Origin of the sequence: Xanthomonas sp. GW, assembly GCF_014236815.1 — a bacterium.
GTDB lineage: Bacteria > Pseudomonadota > Gammaproteobacteria > Xanthomonadales > Xanthomonadaceae > Xanthomonas_A.
In genome coordinates, this window is sequence record NZ_CP051189.1 from 1000458 (window position 1) to 1019135 (window position 18678).

Annotated in this window: 17 protein-coding genes; 2 read left to right on the top strand and 15 right to left on the bottom strand. The window is 70.7% G+C overall.

Features of this window, described 5'->3' with window-relative positions; genetic code table 11:
- Positions 1–160 precede the first annotated feature (160 nt).
- Complete coding sequence (locus HEP73_RS04295) at positions 161–1453, bottom strand: amidohydrolase family protein (RefSeq protein WP_185822249.1); 1293 nt, start codon at positions 1451–1453, stop codon at positions 161–163.
- Positions 1450–2850 (bottom strand): amidohydrolase, encoded by a 1401-nt coding sequence (locus tag HEP73_RS04300; protein ID WP_185815286.1) that lies wholly within the window; start codon positions 2848–2850, stop codon positions 1450–1452. The genes HEP73_RS04295 and HEP73_RS04300 overlap by 4 nt, the downstream gene beginning before the upstream one ends.
- A gap of 174 nt (positions 2851–3024) precedes the next feature.
- On the opposite strand from HEP73_RS04300, the gene HEP73_RS04305 reads away from it, so the two are divergent.
- Positions 3025–3570, top strand: coding sequence for a DUF924 family protein (locus HEP73_RS04305; protein WP_185822250.1), 546 nt, complete (start codon positions 3025–3027; stop codon positions 3568–3570).
- A gap of 116 nt (positions 3571–3686) precedes the next feature.
- Here HEP73_RS04305 and HEP73_RS04310 read toward each other — a convergent pair whose 3' ends face one another.
- Together HEP73_RS04310 and grxD are read right to left on the bottom strand one after the other, a co-directional pair.
- On the bottom strand, positions 3687–4577 hold the full coding sequence (locus HEP73_RS04310; RefSeq protein WP_185822251.1) for a hypothetical protein: 891 nt from the start codon (positions 4575–4577) through the stop codon (positions 3687–3689).
- A gap of 100 nt (positions 4578–4677) precedes the next feature.
- Positions 4678–5604 (bottom strand): Grx4 family monothiol glutaredoxin, encoded by a 927-nt coding sequence (gene grxD / locus HEP73_RS04315; protein WP_185822252.1) that lies wholly within the window; start codon positions 5602–5604, stop codon positions 4678–4680.
- Positions 5605–5649: 45 nt separating this feature from the next.
- Here grxD and HEP73_RS04320 point away from each other — a divergent pair, with 45 nt between their 5' ends.
- The gene (locus tag HEP73_RS04320; protein WP_185822253.1) at positions 5650–6441 is read left to right on the top strand and encodes a polysaccharide deacetylase family protein; all 792 of its coding nucleotides are present in this window, start codon (positions 5650–5652) and stop codon (positions 6439–6441) included.
- 105 nt (positions 6442–6546) lie between these two features.
- On the opposite strand, the gene HEP73_RS04325 is transcribed toward HEP73_RS04320, so the two are convergent.
- The 11 genes from HEP73_RS04325 to HEP73_RS04375 form a co-directional block, all read right to left on the bottom strand.
- Positions 6547–6888, bottom strand: coding sequence for a hypothetical protein (locus tag HEP73_RS04325; protein WP_185822254.1), 342 nt, complete (start codon positions 6886–6888; stop codon positions 6547–6549).
- A gap of 368 nt (positions 6889–7256) precedes the next feature.
- Complete coding sequence (locus HEP73_RS04330; RefSeq protein ID WP_185822255.1) at positions 7257–8597, bottom strand: hypothetical protein; 1341 nt, start codon at positions 8595–8597, stop codon at positions 7257–7259.
- Positions 8598–8600: 3 nt separating this feature from the next.
- On the bottom strand, positions 8601–9497 hold the full coding sequence (locus HEP73_RS04335; RefSeq protein ID WP_185822256.1) for a hypothetical protein: 897 nt from the start codon (positions 9495–9497) through the stop codon (positions 8601–8603).
- A 10-nt stretch (positions 9498–9507) separates the two neighbouring features.
- A complete protein-coding gene (locus tag HEP73_RS04340) occupies positions 9508–10758 on the bottom strand; it encodes a hypothetical protein (protein WP_185822257.1) in 1251 nt (416 codons plus the stop codon).
- A gap of 15 nt (positions 10759–10773) precedes the next feature.
- On the bottom strand, positions 10774–12108 hold the full coding sequence (locus tag HEP73_RS04345) for a hypothetical protein (protein ID WP_185822258.1): 1335 nt from the start codon (positions 12106–12108) through the stop codon (positions 10774–10776).
- 91 nt (positions 12109–12199) lie between these two features.
- Positions 12200–13252 carry a hypothetical protein gene (locus HEP73_RS04350; RefSeq protein WP_185822259.1) on the bottom strand — a complete coding sequence of 351 codons (1053 nt, stop codon included), beginning with the start codon at positions 13250–13252 and terminating at the stop codon, positions 12200–12202.
- Between the two features lie 10 nt (positions 13253–13262).
- A complete protein-coding gene (locus tag HEP73_RS04355) occupies positions 13263–15011 on the bottom strand; it encodes a hypothetical protein (RefSeq protein WP_185822260.1) in 1749 nt (582 codons plus the stop codon).
- 232 nt (positions 15012–15243) lie between these two features.
- Positions 15244–16695: a S8 family peptidase gene (locus tag HEP73_RS04360; RefSeq protein WP_185822261.1), complete on the bottom strand. Its 1452-nt coding sequence runs from the start codon at positions 16693–16695 to the stop codon at positions 15244–15246.
- A complete protein-coding gene (locus HEP73_RS04365; RefSeq protein WP_185822262.1) occupies positions 16692–17471 on the bottom strand; it encodes a hypothetical protein in 780 nt (259 codons plus the stop codon). The genes HEP73_RS04360 and HEP73_RS04365 overlap by 4 nt, the downstream gene beginning before the upstream one ends.
- Entirely contained in the window at positions 17468–17707 is a 240-nt protein-coding gene (locus HEP73_RS04370; RefSeq protein WP_185822263.1) for a hypothetical protein, read from the bottom strand. Before HEP73_RS04370 ends, HEP73_RS04365 begins: the two co-directional genes overlap by 4 nt.
- Positions 17707–18678: a hypothetical protein gene (locus HEP73_RS04375; RefSeq protein WP_185822264.1), complete on the bottom strand. Its 972-nt coding sequence runs from the start codon at positions 18676–18678 to the stop codon at positions 17707–17709. Before HEP73_RS04375 ends, HEP73_RS04370 begins: the two co-directional genes overlap by 1 nt.

Here is an 18678-nt window from a genome sequence, read left to right on the forward strand (position 1 = left end):
GATGCTGGCGCGCCGGTAATAGCCGGCGCCAGCGGAGCGGACGGGAGCGCCGCACTTGTCGTCGCGGCGCAACCGCGGACGCTTGCAGAGCAGCAGCCGGGCCACGCTGCGTGTCGCGACGTCCTGCGTCGCGGCCCGCACCGCCTGCACCGCTCGCGCGCTACTGCGTATACGCCCGTGGCAGCGCGCCGGCCTGCTTCATGTAGCGGTCGCGCAGTTCGGTCTGGCGCGAACGCATCGGCATTGCGCGGCCGCCCAGCCAGACCTGCTCGGCGTAGTGGGCCACGTCCAGCGGATCGCCTTCCCACAGCACCAGGTCGGCGAGCTTGCCGGGAGCGATGCTGCCGAGCTTGTCGCCCACGCCCAGCGCTTCGGCCGGGACCCGGGTCAGGCCGGCCAGGCCGTCTTCCCAGGGCAGGCCGTGCGCTACCGCGTTGCCGGCCAGCTGGCGTTGCTTGCGCGCGTTGTGCGAGCCGTCGCCGCCCTGGGTGAAGCTCACCGCGACGCCGGCCGCGTGCAGGCGCGCGGCGTTCTCCAGGGTGGCGCCGATCTGGTCGAAGCTGGCCGGCAGGTCGTCCAGTGCGTTGACGAACACCGGCACCTGCGCCCTGGCCAGTTCCGGCGCCAGCTTCCACGCCTCGTCGCCGCCGGCGATGGCGATGCGCACCTTCTCGCGTTGCGCCCAGCGCAGCAACTGGCGGATGTCGGCGGCGCGGTTCACCGCCACCACGATGCGGCCCTGGCCGGCCAGGTACCTGGCCAGCACGGCGCGCCCGGCCGGGGTCAGCAAGGCATGCGGCGAGTCGGCCGGCATGCGTCCGCGCGCTTCGGCCACCAACTGGTCGAGCAGCATCCATTGCGCGGCGCGCGACTTGCCGCTCAGTTCCAGCGCGTCGCTGCCCAGGCGCACGTACAGCGCGCGTGGGCCGATCGGGTCGGCGCCGCCGTCCAGGCGCATCACCGCGCCCTGGCCGGCGATGAAGGCGCCGCCGCTGTTGGCGCCGAGCGCGGTGAAGCCGATGCCCTCCACGCGCGCGACCGGGATCAGCACCGAATCCGGGTTGTAGGCCAGGGTCACGTCGAACTCCGGGCGCATCGGCTGGTCGTGCGGCAGGCTCAGCGCGCTGTCCACGGTGGAGGACTCGCCGGACACTTCCTCGATGCCGATCTCGGTGATGCCGCCGAACAGCGCGGGAGTCAGCGGGCGGCCCTTGGCCTCGATCACCGCGACCCCGGCCGGCGCCGACAAGCCGCTGCCGACCGCGCGGATGGTGCCGCCCTGGACCAGCACGTCGGCGTTCTGCAGGGTGCCGCGGGCGCTGGCGGTATGCACGGTGGCGCCGCGGATCAGCACGTCCTGGGCGAACGCGGGCGCGCTGCCCATGATGGTCAGGCAGGCCGCGATGAGCAGGCGTTGCGCCAGGCGGCGCGAGGGCGGAGCGGAGCGGCTCATGGGGCAGCCTCCTGGCCGAGCATGAAGTCGGATGTGGGTTGCAGGCGGCGATCGGCGCGGTCGTAGACCTGCGCGCCGTCGATGTAGACCTTCTCGGCCAGCGCATAGGAACTGAACGGGCTGCCGTTCCACACCACCACGTCGGCCATCTTGCCCGGCTCCAGCGAGCCGGTCTGTTTCTCGATGCCCAGCGCCTTGGCCGGGTTGCTGGTCAGCCAGCGGATCGCGCGCTCGGGTGCGATGGCGATGCCGGCGCGGCGCCCGGCGGCCATCGCCTTGGCCGCTTCCTGGTTGAGCCGCTGGATGCCTTCCTCCGAATCCGAATGCACGATGGCGCAGCCGTTGGCCGGGCGATCGACCAGCGCGATGTTCTCCTGGATGCCGTCGAAGGCCTCCATCTTGAAGCCCCACCAGTCCGCCCACAGCGCGCCGCAGACGTTTTCCTGGGCCAGCCGGTCGGCGATCTTGTAGGCCTCCACGCCGTGGTGGAAGGCGGCGATCTTGAAGCCGAATTCCTTGGCCAGGTCGAGCATGGTGGTCATCTCGTCGGCACGGTAGCAGTGGATGTGCACACGGATGTCGCCGTTGATCGCGCCGGCCAGGGTGTCCAGCTTCAGGTCGCGCTTGCCGCCGCTGTCGCCGGAGCTGTCGTTGTCGCCGGCGCCGCGGCTCCACCAATGACGCTTTTCCGGCGCCTTCTTCTTCGGCGCGTTCTTGCGCAGGTATTCGCTGGCGTCGATGAACGCGGCGCGGTAGCCGGCCACGTTGCCCATGCGCGTGGCCGGGCCGCCCTTCTCGCCGTACACGCGCTTGGGGTTCTCGCCGCAGGCCATCTTCAGGCCCCACGGCGCGCCGGGGAACTTCATCGCCTGGTAGGTGGTGGCCGGCACGTTCTTCAGGGTCACGCCGCGGCCGCCGACCAGGTTGGCCGATCCGGGCAGCACCTGCAGCGAGGTGACGCCGCCGGCCAGCGCGGTGCCGAAGCCCGGATCCTGCGGCCAGATCGAATGCTCGGCCCAGACGTTGGGGGTCACCGGCGCGGTCATCTCGTTGCCGTCGCTGTGCGCGCTGACGCCGGGGCTGGCGTACACGCCCAGGTGCGAGTGCACGTCGATGATGCCGGGCGTGACCCACTTGCCGTGGCCGTCGATGCGGGTGACGTTGGCCGGGGCGGCGAGCGCGCGGCCCACCGCCTGCACGCGGCCGTCCTGCAGCAGCACGTCGGCATCGTCCAGGCGCTCGCCGGTGCCGGTGAGCACGGTGGCGTGTTCGATCAGCACCGGCGTGGAGGCCAGCGGCCGGTAGGTGCTGGGATAAGGGTCTTCGACGAAGCGCGAGGCGGCCGCGGCAGGGCCGCACAGCGCCACGCCCAGGCAGGCGAGCAACAGATGACGCATCAGATTTTCCCCGGATGTTGGCTGCAGCGTTGGCGCCGCCTGCGCACGCTAGCCCGAGCCGGCGCGCTTGCCAAGTGCGGGCGGCGTCGGCCGCGCACCGGCGGCGCCGCGGCGCACACCGCATGCCGACGCCGGATCGGGTATAGAGGCCGATTGCCGACCGATGGAAATGCGATGACCGAGATCCTGCCCTGCGATGTCGTGGAGTTCTGGCGCAGCGCCGGCCGTGAGCGCTGGTTCGCCGCCAACGACTCGTTCGACGCGAACGTCCGCCAGAATTTGCTGGACGCGCATCACGCCGCGGCGCGCGACGAATACGCGGCGTGGATGGGCAGCGCGGAGGGCGCGCTGGCGCTGTTGCTGTTGCTCGACCAGGTGCCGCGCAACGCCTTTCGCGGCAGCGCGCACGCCTACGCCACCGATGGTCTGGCGCGGCGCTACGCGCAATGGGCGTTGGCGGCCGGCTTCGACCAGCAGGTCGAGCCGGAGTTGCGCATGTTCTTCTACCTGCCGTACGAACACGCCGAGGATCCGGGCCTGCAGCGCGAGGCGGTGGAGCTGTTCAGCGCGCTCGGCGATGCCGACAGCCTGCAGTGGGCCACGCAGCACGAGGACATCATCCAGCGCTTCGGCCGCTTCCCGCATCGCAATGCGGCGCTGGGGCGGGAGAGCACGCAGGACGAGCAGCGGTTTCTGGACGAGGGCGGTTTCGCCGGTTGAGGGGCGCGCCGACGTTTGCGCTGTTGTAGGAGCGGCTCCAGCCGCGACAGGGTTTATCCGGAGAGTCTGTCGCGGCTGAAGCCGCTCCTACAGTGCAGCGCCGAGCGTTTTCGCGCTCAGCAGCCGCCGACCAGGTCGTCGCTGCGCCATTGGCCATCGACCAGGTGCAGCAGCCAGAAGCCGTAGGTCTCGTAGCCGCTGTGCTGGATCAGGAAATCGACCGTGCCGTCGGCATCGATATCGGCGAACTGCAGCAGTGCATAGTTGTCCTTGCGCCCTTCGCAATCGTCGCAGCCGTAGTCGGCGAGGATCTTGCGCATGCGCCAACCGCTGTCGCCGCGTTCCAGCACCGCCAGCAGGGTGGTCAGCTTGGGCGAGGCGCCGTCCGCGTTCGTGGCCGGCGCCGGGTCGTAGACGCTGGCGGTGACCAGCGCCACGTCGTGCCCCGGTTGCTTGGCATCGGCGATCACGGTCAGTGCCGGCTTCTCGTCGGCCGGCGCCGCGGCCAGATGCGCCAGCAGCCGCTTCAGTGCCGCGGCGGGCAGGCGCTTGCGCACCGACGGATCGGCGCCCACGACCTGCAATAGCGCACGCCGCTGGGTGGCATCGGGATCGTGGCGGGTGAAGCGCTGGCCGGGATTCAGGTCGAACGAGGCGAGCAGGGCATCGTGGGCGAAGGTAGCGCCATGCGCGGTCTTCAGGCGCACGCGCAGGTCGCCGCCGCACATGCTGTTGTCGTCGACCGAGAACGCCAGTGGGGTCGCCACGCCGTCCTCGGCGCCTTTGTCGAACACCCGCAGCGGCTTTTTCAGCCCGCGCCAGGCGCCCAGTTCTGCCTCTTCCGACGGCGCGCCGCGCACCGGGATATAGCTCATCACCTTCGCTTCGTCCGAGACCGGGGTGACGTAGATCACCGTCTGCGGCGCCGGTGCGGTTGGTGCGGCGACGGCAGGCAGGGCGGCGAGGCCGATCAGTGCTGCGGTCCAGCGTTTCAGTGTGCGTGTCATGGCTTGCTTCCTCCCCGGAAGCGCAAAAACCGTATCGCAAAAAAAGCGGGCGACCCTCTGGATCGCCCGCCGTGATGTCGCTGTATCGCGTGCCGCTGGCTCAGTATTTCGCCACGCTGCTGTCCACGTCGCTGGCCCAGGCCTCGATGCCGCCGACCACGTTGTGCACGCGGCTGAAGCCGAGCGCGCGGAACTGCTCGGCGGCCTGCGCGCTGCGCCCGCCGTGGTGGCACAGGAACGCCAGCGCGGTGTCCTTCGGCAGCGCTTCCAGCTGCGCGCGCTGGTCGCCGTCCAGGGTGCGGAACGGCACGTTCACCGAGGCGATCGCGCGCTCTTCCGGGGGGCGCACGTCCACCAGGATCAGGCCGCCGGCGCGCACTTGGTCGTCGGCGTCGCGCACGCTCAGTTCCTGCACCGGCTTGGGCGCGTTCGGGTTGTCGATCGCCAGGCCGCGGCCGCGCAGGTCGTCGACCCAGTCGATGGTGATGCCTTCGGCGCGACGCGCGCTGGCCAGGTCGAACTGCACGCGCAGGCCGTTGGACTCGGCGGCGATGGCGTTGGGGTCGGTCGGCGCCAGCTGGAAGTTCGGCTGGAACTGCGCGTCGATCGCCAGCGCCAGGGTCGCGCCCGGGGCATCGGCCAGCGCGCCGCGCAGCATGTCCGCGGCGGCGTCGGTGATGGTGATCGAGGGCGGGGTGCGGTCCGGCGCCTGCACACCGAGCAGTTCGCTCAGCTCGCCGCTGCCGGCCATCTGCAGGATGATGTCGCTGCCGCCGACCAGTTCGCCGTCCACGTACAGCTGCGGGATCGTCGGCCAGTCGCCGTAGGCCTTGATGCCTTCGCGGATGTCCTGGTCGGCCAGCACGTTGACGTGGGCGAAATCGACGCCCAGTTCGTTCAGCGCACCCACCGCCTTGGCGGAGAAGCCGCACTGCGGCATGCTCGGCTGGCCTTTCATGAACAGCACGACGCGGTTGGAATTGAGCAGCGTTTCGATGCGGGAACGCAGGGCGGGATCGAGGGACATGGCAGTGATTTCGGTCGCTGAGTCGGACCGGGCATTCTACGCCGCATGGCATCATGGGGCATGACAGTTCCGGAAACGCTGCATCGCATCCCCCGTCACCCCTACCGCTGGCTGCCTGTGGCGCTGGCCTCGCAGGCGCTGGTGGCGGCGCTCTGGTGGCACTGGGGCTGGCGGATCGGGCTGCCGGCGCTGCTGGCCTCGCATGCGGCCCTGGTGCTGCCGGTGTTCCTGCCGCGGGCCTGGCTGTACGCGCCGGTGCTCAGCCGCCTGCCCGGCACCGCCCCGCGGGTGTGGCTGACCATCGACGACGGCCCTTCCGACGACACCGCGCCGCTGCTGGACCTGCTCGACCGCCACCAGGCCAAGGCCACCTTCTTCCTGGTCGGCGAACGCGCCGCCGCGCGGCCGGAACTGGTGCGCGAGATCCTGCGCCGCGGCCACGGCATCGGCAACCACAGCCACACCCACCCGCAGGCCTGGTTCTGGGCGCTGGGGCCGCGGCGCATGGCACGCGAGATCGGCCAGGCGCAGCAGGCGCTGGGCGCCATGGCCGGCACCGCGCCGCGCTGGTACCGCTCGGTGGTGGGCATGACCAACCCCTTCGTCGCCGCGCCGCTGCGCGCACATGGCCTGACCCGGGTCGCCTGGAGCGCGCGCGGCTTCGACGGCGTGAACTGCGATCCCGCCGCGACCGTGGCGCGCATCGCGCGCGACCTGGCGCCCGGTGCGATCGTGCTGCTGCACGAAGGCGCGGCGCATGGACACAACCTGGCGATCGTGGAAGGCGTGTTGCAGGCGATGCGCGAGAAAGGCCTGGTCAGCACACTGCCGGGCTAGCGCGCCTGCACGATTGGGATGCCCCGGCCGCAAACGTGCTGGTCTGTCTGCACTGCAGTCCCTGTGAATCGCGATGCGAGCGAGCAGCTCGCGTTCGCGCCGGACTCAGCCGCCCTGGATGAGTCCGAACACGATCAGCGCGGCGACGCCGACCAGGGTCGCGATCGCAAAGATCAGGCCGAGCACGCCGTACAGCTTCCCGCGGTCGCGCTGGAACAGGCTGCCGATGCCGAGCGCGGCGGCGGCCAACTCGGCGAAGACGCCGACCATCATCGCCATGCCGACCAGCATCGCCAGCGGCGAGTCTTCGTCCAGGCTGTCGGGCTGGGAATACACCAGCGCCGCGCAGACGCCGATCAGCACGAGCGTCAGCACCGCGGCGATCAGGCTGACCGCGAACGAGGCGATGCCGAGGCCGGAATAGGGAGGAAGCGTTGGGGATGTCATGGGGACTCCGAGGGGGGGACAGGATCGTTCCGGCGCCGATGCGCGCAGGAGAGCGTGATGCGGTTTGCATGCGCGGCGCTGGCCGCGTCGGCATGCGCTGCCAGCGCAGCGGTTGCAGATGCGGATCGGGATGGCGAGGTAGCCAGATCGCGCTGCACGGAGGCTGCCGGCGCAGACGTGGTGGTTTCCATCCGTGGAGTGCGTGCGTCGCTGCGATACGTCGGCGCGGCAGTATAAGCGTGACCTGCGGCAACGGGTGAGTGGTGCAGTGGATGCGGCGACTGTTTGCGCTGCGCATTGCTGCTTCGGCAGGTTCAGCCATGGACCGCTACCGCGCCGGCCTTGCGAAATGGCGCGGCGCGCAGCGGCTACCGCGCAGGTGTCGGTGTCGGTGCCGCCGCAGTCGCCGGTGTCGTGGCGACCGGAGCCGTGGGTGTGGTGGTACGCGCAGCAGTGCCGGAGGTTGGTGTTGGTGTTGGTGTTGGTGTCGGAGTCTGAGTGGGCGCAGGCGGGATCGGACGCGCCGCGCTGGCGATGCTGCTGTCCAGCGCGGTGCGGCGTTCGCGCTCGGCGCTGTGCTGGGCTTGTACGCGGGCGGCGCGGGCCGTGCTTGGGTCGGGAATCTCTGCGCCGGGGTTGAGGGTGGCGCTGCGGATGCGCTCGGCCTGCGCGGGCGCGGCCATCTGGTTGAGCGGCAGGTAGTCGCTGCGGAAGTTCAGTTCCACCGAGGAGTTGAGTTCCAGGTCGGTGTTCATTTCCTCGCTGCTCTGCGAACGCTGGGTGGAGACGTAGCCGATGTTGTTCTCGATCTCCGCGCTTGCGCCCCATGGGCCTGCGCCGAAGCTGCCGGAGGCGCGGACCCGATTCTGCATGCTGAACTGGCTACCGCGGTCTTCGTTGGCGGCGCTGTGGGTGTCGATGTGGAAGCGCATCGCGGCGTTGATGCGGCCGCTGTCCACGACGATGCGCTGCATGCCCATGGCCACCATCGTCGCCAGCATCTGCTGCCGCTGCCGCGCCAGATAACGCCGCGCTAGCGGCACCAGTTGTTCCGGCGAGGAGGCGTCCAGCGGCTCTTCCGGGGCCATGCCCAAGGTGGCGCGCACGTCCTCCGCGTTCGGCATGGCGGCGCCGCTGCGCAGGCGCAAGCGGATCGCCGCGGTTTCGTCCGGATCGGGCTCGTCGTCCGGGTCGGGGGTGTCGTATTCGATCGCTTCGGGAAAATGATCCGCCACCCATTGCCGCACCTGCGGCAGGCCGAACTGGGTGCGCTCGAAGCCGGCCGCGGACGCGGAGACGGCGCCGAGCAGTTCCACGTACTGCTGCATCTGCTGGGCATTGGAGTCGAGCATGGCGCGGAACACGCCGTTGATCAGGTCGGTGACGAAGCGCGGAAACGAGACGGCGTTGAGCACGTTGCGGGTGGTGCCGGCGATGCGGTCGGCGGCGGCGCCGAATTCCTCGGCCTGCGCATGCGCCAGCACCGGCGCGCGGCCGGCGATCTGGTGCTCGGCTTCGTGCTCTTCGCGGATCAGGTCGGCGGCCAGGGTCGAGACGCTCACCATCGAGCGCGCCAGTGCCTGCCGGTCGTTGGGCGCCAGCGCCTGGTACTGCGGGCTGCGTTCGAGCACGTCGCGCACCGCGGCGCGGACCCACGGCGGCGGTGCGGCGGCGGAGCCTGCGCTGGGCGGGGCGGCGACGGCGTTCATCGCTCAGGCCGCGGCCAGCAGCGACACCGACGCCGGCGCGGCCACGGTGTCGGCCGCGGCCGCCGGCAGCGACGCCAGCCAGCGCTGCGCGGCGGTCATCACCGCCACGTCCTGCGCTTGCGCCGGGTCCAACTGCAACGGCGCGGCGGGTGGTTGCGCGGCCAGCCACAACAGCACGCTCTGCCCGGCGCGGCCGCGTTCGGCCTGCGCCTGCAGGCCGCTGGCACGGCCGGCTTGCGCGGCGGCGACCAAGGGCCACAGCCCATCGACGCCGAACGCGGCCTGCAGGCGGCGATCGCGCAGGAAGCCGAGCGCGGCGTTGAGGTTGTCGACGATCTCGCGCGCGGCCATGGCGGCCATCGCGTCGGTGCGCAACGCCAGGAATTCGCCCAGGTCCTGCACGCCGATGCCCAGCGCCACGTCCTCGCGCAGGTCTTGGCCGTCGGCCGCGGCCACGATTGCCGTGCAGCACACGCGCATCAGCCGCTCGAACTGCGGCGCTTCGAACACGCGCCGGAAGATGGCGTCGCGCTCCTCGCGCTGCAGGCGCTCGCGGCGGCCGCGCCAGAAGGCGTTGAGCATCTGCGCGACCGGCCCCAGCGGCTGGGTGACGGCGCCGCTGGCGAACAGGCCGGCGATCTGCTCGGCGGCGGGCAGCACGCCGGCGCTTTCCAGCGCGCTGGCGAAATACAGCGGTGCGGCCGCCTGCAGTTGCGCGCGGTCCAGCGCGGTAGGCGCGCCGGGCGGCAGGTCGATGTCGCCCAGCTCGGCCAGCGCCTGCGCCAGGGTGTGTTCGCGCTGCGCCAGGGTCGCGCGCGCCAACGCCAGCGCGTGCAGCAGCGGCGCATGCGGATGGCAGTGCGGCAGGCGCAGGTCCGCCGGTGGCGCATGCAGGCGCATGGCCGCCGGCTCAGCCGCCCGCCGCGGCAGGTGCGCCCGCAGGTGCACCCGCCGCGCCGGCGCGGGCGTTGGCGGGCGTGTTCGGATCGAACGGCATGGCGTTGCCCTGGATGCTGGCGATCATGCCGGGCGAGGCCAGTTTCTCCATCGGGAAATAATCGGACTTGAAGTTGACCCGCACCTCGCCGGTGAGCTTGGCCTTCATTTCCTGCTTGGATTCGGAGTCTTCGTTGACCGAGGACTGCACCGTGGTCATGTGCCGCTGCACGTTGGTGTTGGCGCTGCCGGCGGCGCCCCAGCCGAAGCCGACCACCGCGGCGCTGGTGTTGCGGTTGTAGCTGGACTGGCTGTCGCGCAGCGAGGCGCCGGCCTGGCGGCTGGCCTGGTCGCTGGCGCGGAAGTCGAACACCACCTTGGCGTTGATCGCGCCGTCGGTGACCACGATGCGGTTGATGCCCAGCATCACCATCGACGACAGCAGCTGTTGCCGGCTGCGCGCCATCTGCAGCCGCGCGGCCTGCACCAGCCGCGTCTCCTGTTCCTCGTCGGACAGGTCGCTGATCGGCTTGGCCAGCTGCATCTCCTGGTTCATGCTGCCGAGCACGGCGTCGGCGCGGTCCTCGTTGCCGATCGCCAGGCGCGCGCCGTCGTCGCCGCTGTTGACCACTACGTCACCGGGGAAGCGGTCGGCCAGCCAGCCGCGCGCGCTGTCCATGCTGATGTTGTCGGCGGCGAACTGGTCCACCGTCTGCGCCACCGACTTGAGTAGCTCGCCGTAGGCGTTCATCTGCTGGATCGAGGCGTCGACGATGGCCTGGAACACGTTCTGGATCAGGCCGCCGACGAAGGCGGGGAAATCCACCGAGCCGACGTACTTCTTGAAGTTGTCGGCGCCTTGCTCCACCGAGCCGGCCTTGAAGTCGCTGCCGGCGAAGGTGCCGACCTTGTCCGAGGCCTTGGCCTTGGCGTCCTGTACCGGGTCGGCGAGCGCGCGTGCCGGCGTGGCCTCCTGCGCCTTGGCCAGCACGCCGCCGGTCGGCGCCAGTTCCTGCTTGGCCAGGCCGTCCGGGTTGGACATGTACGAGGCCACGCGCACCATGTTGCGCGCCAGTTCCTGTTGTTCGGCCACCGGCAGCTGGCGGAAGCCGGGCGAGGATTCGAGCAGGCGCCGCACCTGCGGGCGCACCGCGGCCAGGGTGTCGTCGTCGAGCCAGGCCGGGGCATGCGCTGCGGCGAAGGTGCGGGAGGTGGCGGCGTACATGGGCGGCGCTCCGGATCAGGTGGCGGGCGTCGGGGTCGTTGCCGGCGCTGGCGCTGGCGCCGCCGGCGCGGCCGCCGCGGTGCCGGGGCGGTTGGTCGCCAGCGACTTGACCATGCCCGGCTGCGCGTTCATCTGGATCGCGGCGATCGATTCGGGATTGGCCAGTTTCTCCAGCGGCAGGTAGTCGCTCTTGAAGTTCACCTCGACCTGCCCGGCCAGGCTGGCCTTGGCCTGCAGCGAGGAATCGCTCTGCAGTTGCGAGGTACTCATCATCTTGATGATCGGCTGCTCGGAATACTTGTAGTTGCCCTTGGCGTAGTAGCTTCCGTCCTGCCGGTCGACCGCGCCATCGGCGCCGCGGGTGTAACTGCCGCCCTCGCTCTTGTTGTCGTATTCGCCCTCGTAGCCGCGGGTCTTCTGCACGTTGCCGGCCGCGTCCTTCTGGTGGTCCATCTTGCTCGCGCTGTAGCGGTAGCGGCTGTTGTCGCGCGCCTGGAAGTCGTACATCACCTTGGCCGAGATGTGCCCGTCGGTGACCACGATGCGGTTGATGCCCAGCATCACCAGAGTGGCCAGCAGCTGCTGGCGGCCGGTGGCGATCTGGGTGCGCGCGGCCGGCACCAGCAGCGCTTCGACCAGGTCGTCGTTGAGCGAAGTGATCGGCTTGTCCAGCGGCAGCGACTGGTTGATGCGGTTGACCGCGGCTCGTTCGTCTACATCGCCGCGCACCACCACCCGCGGTTGCGGTGCGCCGCCGCCTTCGTCGCCGAAGCCGCCCATGTCGCCGAAGCCATCGCCGCCCATCTGCAATTGGAAGATGTCCGGGAACTGCTCCACCAGGTGGTCGCGACCCTGGTTCTGCGTGGTGTTGTCGTCGCGGAACTGGTTCAGGCTCTTGGACACGTCGGCGACCAGCTTGGCGTAGGCCTCCATCTGCTCGATCGAGGAGGTCACGATCGAATGGAACACGCCGTTGATCAGGCCGCTGACGAAGGTGGGGAAGTTCACCGCGTCCATCAGCGCGCCGGCCTGCTGCACGCCGGTGCGCAGCGCCTGGCCGAATTCGGGCTGCGCGTCCTCCTTGAGCGGCGTGCTGTCTTCGTCGGCCATCGCCCGCACCTGCGGACTCTGCCGCTTCAGGCGCACGCCGTCGGGTTCGGCCAGATAGCTGCCGATCTGCACCAGCCCCTTGGCCAGGGTCTCGCGCTTGTCCGCCGGCAGTTCGTTGAACGATTGGCTGCGCTGCAGCAGGTCGCGCACCGCCAGGCGCGCGGCCTCGTGGGTCTCGCGGCTGGCGGGTGCGGCCGCGGCGCGGGCGGCGGGCACGGATCGGGGAAAGATGGAGGACATGGGTGCGCTCCGGTGGCGAGGCGATTCGGGTCGGAAGGACGGGCGTGCGGTGCGCGGCAGGGAGCTGCCGCTGTGCGATAGGCGGGCAGCGTCACTGCAGGGCGCGCGCCTCCTCGATGGCTTCGCGCATCTCGAATTCGATCGGGCGCACGTAAAGGCTGATGCGCGCCGGCGAGGCCGGGGTGACGCGGATGCTGAGCACCGAGAAATGGCCTTGCTCGCCGGCGTCGTCCATGCCGAACGCGTCCAGCCAGCGCGATAGCGCGGCCAGCTGCCGTGGGCGTTCGGCCAGGCCGAGCTTGAGCAGGTCGAGGAAGCGCGCGGGCAGGTCGGGGATCGCCGCCAGCAGGATTTCCAGCTTCAGTTCCGCGCCCTCGGCGCTTTCGCGGATGCCGACCAGCACCGCGCCCGGCGGCAGTTCGAAGCGCCCGCCCAGGGCCACGCCGACGATGCGCATCAGGCTCGGCAACTGGTGGCCGATGCCGAGCCGGTTCATCAGCGGGCCCAGCGCGTTCACCGCCAGCGCGCCGCGGTGCAGGAAGGTCACCCGCTGGCTGCCGGTATCGCGCTTGCAGCCGATCGAGGTGAAGATCGGCATCAGCCCCGGCATCTCGGCGATCACCTGCCGGGTGAGCCGTGCCAGGCCCGGCGCCAGCGCGTCGATCTGGGTGGGCAGCAGTTCGTAGTAGATCTTGGTCGCGTACAGGCCGTCGCGGTCGAAGGCACTGCCGAACCAGGCGCCGTAGTTCATCCAGCTCATGCCGCCGAAGCCGCGCCATTCCTCGCTGCGCGTATCGAACCAGCGCAGCGCGTCGTTGCCGAAGATCGGCGCCACCAGCCGGCGCATCTCGCGGGTGGCCTCGTCGCGGCGCGCGACCGGCGCCGCGTCCGGGCCCAGCGGTTCGATGGTGAAGCGCAGCGTGTTCGGCTCGGTCTCGGAGAACGACGGCTCGTAGGGCACCGCGCCCGGCGCCAGCGAGTTGCGCGCATACGACACGTCGTCGTCGGGGAGGTAGAACGCGCGGTCGATCAGGCCATCGACGTAGGGCATCGGGTCGCGTGTGCCGAGCGCGTGGGCGGCGGCGCGCAGCGAGTGCTTGACCAGGTTCTTGACCGGTTGCGGTCGGGTGTCGTGGATCGGCATGGCGGCGCTCCTACATGCCCGGCAGGCTGATGCCGGCCTGGTTGAGCAGGTCGCGCGCGGCCTGCGGGATCTCGATCGGGCGGCTGGTGATCACCGGCGACTCCACCGATTGCGAGTACTGCTCGATGCTGGCGTCCTGCACGCCGCCCACCGCCAGCCATTGCTCGCAGGCCTGCACCAGATCCCAGTCGGTGGGATCCACGGTCGGCTGGTCGCTGCCGCGCAACTGCGGATTGGTCAGCGCGCTGATCGAGATCACCTCGCCATAGCGGCTGCCCAGGCGTTGGTGGTTGTTGGCGATCCAGCGGATGATCACCGCGCCGGCGCGGGCCTGGGTGCGGAAGCGGTTGGTGTTGCGCGCCCCGCCCAGGTAGTTGGCGTTGACCTGATCGATCACCTGCCACATGTCGCGCGCGCCGAACGAGCCGCGCACTTCGCTGTCGCTGAGCAGGTCGCGGTATTCCAGGATCATCTGCTGCAGTTCGGTGGCGGCGAAGTAGGCGATGCCGTAACCGCTGCGCGACATGCTGGCGCCGAGATCGCGTGCCGCCTTGCGCACCTGTTCCTGCGAGACCGCGACCGGGATGTTGGTGCGCAGCATGCGGTCCACGCTGAGCTGGCGGCCGAACGCGGACACCGCCGAGATGAAGCGCAGCCACAGTTCGTTGAACTCGCGGTTGGGCTCGTTGCCGTTGGGATCGCCGCCGGGCGCGCCGAAGCAGCGCATGTACAGGTCGCGGCGCTCGCCTTCGGTGATGCGCTCGGCGGAGGTCTTGTAGTAGCGGAACAGGTAGTCGCCGGCCTTGCCGCGGCCCAGCGGCAGCAGGCCGCTGCGGAACAGTTCGACGATGCGCTCGACCACCTGCGGCATGCGCGTTTCCTCGAGCATGTAGGCGAAGTAGATCGCCTGCACCGCGTTGAGGTTCTCGCGCACGATCTCCACGTCGGTGGCTTCGTCCAGGTCCGGCAGGATGATCTCCATCGCCGACGGCGGCGCGCCGGCGACCACTCCGGTCTGCATCTCGTAGCCGTTGTGCAGGTGGCTGGCCAGCCACGCGTTGTCGGCGTCGATGCCGTTGCTGGCCAGGCGCCGCACGGTGGCGGCGAGATTGCGCGTGCTCAGCGCGCAGACTTCGTCGTCGGCGCTGGGGCGGAACTGGGTGTCGGTGCTGTAGCGCTCGCGCCGGTCTTCGGGATTGTCGTCGGGCCATTCGCAGCCGACGATGTCCGCATCGATCGTGCCGCCGGCGATCTGCGACTTCAGCGTGACCTTGTACAGCGGCGCCAGCAGCGTGTAGGCCGCATCGAACAGCGCGCGGTTCTGCCGGTATTCGCCCTGGGCGACGCTGAGCCGCTGCACGAAGCCTTTCAGCGAGGCGTCGGTGTAGCCGTCCAGTTGCATCAGCCCGCAGATGCCGAGGATCTCGCGCTCGTCGCAGCCCAGCGCCTTGCGCAGTTTTTCCGGCGTGCGCTGCGACCCGACCAGGCCGTACTTGTGCAGGTTTTCCTGGTTCTTTTCCAGCTCGCCCCAGGACTTTTGCTGCTGGGTGGCGGCGATCAGCCGGTAGAACGGATCAATGGTCACGTCGCTGCCGAGGCTGGCCTTGATCTGCGCCAGTTCGGCGCTCTGCCGCGCGTTCAATCCGCCGCTGGTGTCGGCGGTCTTGTCCAGGGTTTCCAGGACCTGGCGGCGCGCGCGCAGTTCCTGGCGCTTCTTGGTCTCGCGTTCGCCAAGATCGACCAGCAGGATTCGGTTCATGGGTGTGGCTCCGTTTGCGGAAGGAGGGTCTTGCTGCGAGGCGGCGGCCTCTTTCTTTGCGGCGGCGGCCTGTAGGGCGGCAACCTCCGCGCTGCGCTTGGCGGCACGCCGCGCGGCCGCGCGGGCCTTGCTGGCGACGGCCTTGGCGGCCGCATCGGCCTGTGCCTGTGTGCGTGGAGAGGGCTTGCGGGGTGTTGTCGCCATCAGGGTGTCCTCGGCAGCGTCTGGGAGATCAGGCCGCGACGGGCGCGGAGGGAAGCGGAGCGGGGGTGGGTTCGGATTCGGGTTCTTCGCCGGCGTCGCGCATCTGCGCATCGATGCTGGCATCGAGCGCGTACAGCGCCGCCTGCGCATCGACCACGCCGCTGCCGCAATCGGTCACCCCGGCGGCTGCGAACGGCCGCGCGCTGGCGTGCAGCAGGCGCCGCGCGAGGTGGCTGTCCAGCGGCCAGGCGCGGCGCTGCGCGCGCGCCACCATCAGGCCGCACACGGCGGCAACGAACGGCGCGGCGAAACTGGTGCCGGAGGCGACCTGGTAGCCGTCCAGCGCGCAGGTGCGGATGTCGCGGCCCGGCGCGCACAGCGCGACATGCGTGCCGCGGGTGCTGAACCCGGCCGGGACCAGGCCCGGATCGACCGCGCCCACCGCGATCACGCCGTCGTGCGCGGCGGGATAGAAGCGTTCGTTCAGCCCCGAATTGCCGCTGGCCGCGACCAGCACCACGCCGCGCGCCAGCGCGTAGCGCACGGTTTCCTCGTGCGGCTTGGGCGCATCGGCCAGCAACGCCGACTCGGGCGTGCCGAAGCTCATGTTGATGACCTTGACCCCCAGATCGATCAGCCGCTTCATGCCGGCGTCGATGTTGTCCAGCGCGCCGACGCCGACCCGGCGATCGCCGCTGCCCAGCGCGGCGCCGAGCACCCGCACCGGGGTCAGCCCGCAGGCGCCGGCGCTGCCGGGCGGCAGGTGGCGGCCGTTGGCCACCAGGATCGCGGCGCAGCCGCTGCCGTGGCCGACTTCGTCCTGCGGGCGCTCGCCGCTGCGGCGGAAATCGCCGACCAGGGCCAGGCCACCGACGCTGTCCGGATCCAGGTCGACGCTGTCGAAGCCGGCGCGCAGGCGCCCGGCCAGTTCCGGGTGCTGCAGGGCGACGCCGGTATCGGCCAGGCCGATCACCACCGCCGGATCGCCGGGCTCCAGGCGCAGCGCCTGCGGCAGCCGCATCGCCTCGCGCGCCCAGGCATCGTGCGCCGGCGCGGCGTTGCGCTCGCCGCCATCGCTCACATCGAACGGCAGACCGCACAGGTGATCGGCGCCGACCCGCTCCACCATCGGCAGTTCCGCCAGCGCGCGCAGCAGCGCCGGCAGGCGTTCGCCGTCGCGCAGGTCGATGCGCAGCACCCGCGCCACGCCGCTGAGCTGTTCGGCCTCGTCGAAGCGGCGCGCACCGATGGCGCGGCTATCGTTGCGGCGCAGGCGCGCGCTGTGCAGCCGCGCGGCGCGGAACGCACCGCCGTGGTGGCGCAGCAGCCGGTCGATGGCGCCGCGGTCCACGTACTCGCCCATCGCCGCGCCGTAGCCGCGCACCGCGCGCAGACCGGGCAGGTGTTCGGGCATCTCGCCGAGCTTGAGCGTCAGCAGCAGCCGGCGCGGCACCAGCAGTGCGCGATGCATTGTGTTCATGGCGCCACCCATTGCCCGAGTTCGCCGCTGCGCAGCGGTACGCGCGCGATCTCGCCGTCGCCGAAGTCGAGCTCGGCTTCGCAACCCAGCTGCGAGGCCAGCGGCGCCAGCACCATGCGCCCGTCCTCGCTGGCGCTGACCGGCACCGCCAGGCCCGCGGCATGCACCCGCGGCAGCCGCGCCGCGCGCAGGCCGGGCGCGCTCAGGTGCACGCGCGGCGCCGGCGTTTCGCCATCGGCGGCGCCGTCGTCGATGCGGGTCACGCGCGGCGCGGCGGCCTTCAGCAGCGCCTGCTGCAGGCGGTTGATCGGCATCCGCGACAGGCGCGCGATCACGTCGGTGCCGGCGCTTTCCTTCAGTTCGTTGAGCTGGGTGATGGTGCGCACGCCGATGCGCTCGAGCTGGCGTTGCTCGTTGTCGGAGATCTGGTCGCCGAGCGCGGCCTTGAGCCCGAAGCCGGGGTCCTCGGCGCGGAAGTCCATCGCGTTCTCCTCGATCATCGGCTTGGTGATCGTGGTCAGCGACAGGCGGATGGTGCTGGCCTCGCTCTCGCCGGGGCCGGCCGGGCGCAGGTACACGTCGTCGTCGATCATCTGCACGAAGGCGCGGATGTCCAGGGCCACGTCCTTGACCGCGAAGGTCAGCGGCAGCTTGCCGACCCGCGCCTTGATGGTCATCGCCGCCTGCGCCTTGTCCAGCTGTTCGGTCAGGGCCTGGATGAACAGGTCGAACGGCACGCCGGCGTCCTGCAGCAGCGGGGGCAGTTGCGCGCTCATGCGGCGTCTCCGATGCTCCAGCACAGACGCAGTTTCGACGGCGCGGCCAGCCACGCGTCGACTGAGCGGCTGCGCGCCACGTCGGCCAGCAGGCGGCAGCCGCCGTCGCGCAGGATCGGGCGCAGTTCCAGCGGCAGGGTCATCTCCACCTGGGTCAGCTGCAGTCCGGCGCGCGCTTCGATCGCGAGCAGGCCGTCGTGCAGTTCTTCCAGCAGTTGCGACAGTTCGCGCAGCATCACGGTGCTCCTTCGGCGGCAGGACGCGGCAGGGCGGCGACCGGCGCGGCGGCGCTCGCCGGCGGGCCGAGCGTGGGCGAGTGGCGCTGCACCAGGGCGATCTTGGCGGCGTCGGCCATGCGTTCCAGCGGCAGGGTTTCGCTGACGAAGTTGAGCTTGACCTCGCCGTACAGGTCGGCGCGCACGTTGGATTCGTTCTGCGCGTTGACCTGCACCGTGGACACCATGGTCGAGGTCTGCACGGTCTGCGCGGCCGAACCGCGCGCGCCCCATTTGTCCACCTGCGGTAGATCGCTGCTGCTGGCGTAGCTGACCTTGGCCGCGTCCTGCGCGGCGGCGCGGAACATCACCTTGCTGCTGATGCTGCCGTCGCGCACCACCACCCGGTTCATGCCCAGCAGCACCATCGTCGCCAACAGCTGCTGGCGCTCGCCGCCGACCTTGAGCCGCACCTGCGGCAGCACGGTGTTCTCCAGCAGTTCGGCGGTCAGCTCCTCGTCCTCCACGCCATAGGCCGACAGCCACGCCGGGCGCAGGCCTTCGCTGCGCGGCAGCAGTTGCGGCTGGGTGCGCGCACCGCCGTCGGGCAGCAGCAACTGCACGTCGCCTGGGTAGTGCGCGGCCAGCCAGTCGCGGGCCTGATTCGGGGTGACGTTTTCCTCGGTGAACTGATCCACCGTCTTGGCCACCGCAGCGACCATGCTCGAATAGCTTTCCATCTGCCGGATCGAGGCATCGACGATGGCGTCGAAGGTGCCGTGCACCAGTTGCGCGACGAAGCCGGGGAAATCCACTTCGTTGACCATCGCGCCGGTGCGCTGGGCGATGCTCTCGGTGGCCTGCGGTTTGACCGTGGCCGGTGCCGGTGCTGGTGCTGCGGCCGCCGGCACCGCCTCGGCCAACGCGCGCACCGCCGGCACGCTAGCGCGTGGCGGGAAGATGCGGCTGCCGGGGCGGGCGCTGGCGTTCAT

Coding starts and splice junctions, on each gene's coding strand:
- HEP73_RS04360 (WP_185822261.1), bottom strand. CDS start 16,695: ATGAACACAATGCATCGCGCACTGCTGGTGCCGCGCCGGCTGCTGCTG.
- HEP73_RS04325 (WP_185822254.1), bottom strand. CDS start 6,888: ATGACATCCCCAACGCTTCCTCCCTATTCCGGCCTCGGCATCGCCTCG.
- HEP73_RS04345 (WP_185822258.1), bottom strand. CDS start 12,108: ATGTCCTCCATCTTTCCCCGATCCGTGCCCGCCGCCCGCGCCGCGGCC.
- HEP73_RS04375 (WP_185822264.1), bottom strand. CDS start 18,678: ATGAACGCCAGCGCCCGCCCCGGCAGCCGCATCTTCCCGCCACGCGCT.
- HEP73_RS04370 (WP_185822263.1), bottom strand. CDS start 17,707: ATGCTGCGCGAACTGTCGCAACTGCTGGAAGAACTGCACGACGGCCTG.
- HEP73_RS04300 (WP_185815286.1), bottom strand. CDS start 2,850: ATGCGTCATCTGTTGCTCGCCTGCCTGGGCGTGGCGCTGTGCGGCCCT.
- HEP73_RS04365 (WP_185822262.1), bottom strand. CDS start 17,471: ATGAGCGCGCAACTGCCCCCGCTGCTGCAGGACGCCGGCGTGCCGTTC.
- HEP73_RS04305 (WP_185822250.1), top strand. CDS start 3,025: ATGACCGAGATCCTGCCCTGCGATGTCGTGGAGTTCTGGCGCAGCGCC.
- HEP73_RS04355 (WP_185822260.1), bottom strand. CDS start 15,011: ATGAACCGAATCCTGCTGGTCGATCTTGGCGAACGCGAGACCAAGAAG.
- HEP73_RS04310 (WP_185822251.1), bottom strand. CDS start 4,577: ATGACACGCACACTGAAACGCTGGACCGCAGCACTGATCGGCCTCGCC.
- HEP73_RS04295 (WP_185822249.1), bottom strand. CDS start 1,453: ATGAGCCGCTCCGCTCCGCCCTCGCGCCGCCTGGCGCAACGCCTGCTC.
- HEP73_RS04335 (WP_185822256.1), bottom strand. CDS start 9,497: ATGCGCCTGCATGCGCCACCGGCGGACCTGCGCCTGCCGCACTGCCAT.
- HEP73_RS04350 (WP_185822259.1), bottom strand. CDS start 13,252: ATGCCGATCCACGACACCCGACCGCAACCGGTCAAGAACCTGGTCAAG.
- HEP73_RS04330 (WP_185822255.1), bottom strand. CDS start 8,597: ATGAACGCCGTCGCCGCCCCGCCCAGCGCAGGCTCCGCCGCCGCACCG.
- HEP73_RS04340 (WP_185822257.1), bottom strand. CDS start 10,758: ATGTACGCCGCCACCTCCCGCACCTTCGCCGCAGCGCATGCCCCGGCC.
- grxD (WP_185822252.1), bottom strand. CDS start 5,604: ATGTCCCTCGATCCCGCCCTGCGTTCCCGCATCGAAACGCTGCTCAAT.
- HEP73_RS04320 (WP_185822253.1), top strand. CDS start 5,650: ATGGCATCATGGGGCATGACAGTTCCGGAAACGCTGCATCGCATCCCC.